Genomic DNA, 463 nt, shown 5'->3' on the forward strand with positions numbered 1-463 from the left:
CAAGGGCGTTCGGTTAAGCCGCTGTGGTCGCTGTCAACTCGCTGGCGGCGATGATGTCGACGCTGAGGGTGGCCTTGTAGCTGCGGCCGTGGATCCGGCCCTTGGCGGTGCTGGCGGCGTAGTTGGAAATCGCGCGTTTGACGACCCGAGGGCTGACCCGTAGCCCCCGGTCGGGCAGCGGCGCGGCCAGGACCGCCGCTCCGATCTGTCCGACCAGGTCAGCGGGGTCGTCGAGGACGTTCGCGGCGTGCGTGAGCTGGGTGCGTGCGGTAGTCAGCGCGACGGAGAAGCTGCCCCGGCCCGGGTCGCTGCCGGGCTCGGTGAGCGCGGCGTCGGCGATCGCGGTGCGCAGGGCCTGGTAGACGACGAGCAGCGCGTAGATCTCCTGAGCGACCCCGTCCGGGGTCCTCGCGCGCAGGACCCGGCCCTTGAGGATCGTGGACTTCAGCTCGAGGAACGCGGT

At 70.8% G+C, this 463-nt stretch carries 1 pseudogene; it reads right to left on the minus strand.

What is annotated here, in order from left to right:
• Window positions 1-13 precede the first annotated feature (13 nt).
• A pseudogene (locus MJ797_RS25370) lies at window positions 14-463 on the minus strand (transposase); the annotation flags it as partial.

The organism is Protofrankia sp. CiP3 (assembly GCF_917627345.1).
Classification (GTDB): Bacteria; Actinomycetota; Actinomycetes; order Frankiales; family Frankiaceae; genus Protofrankia.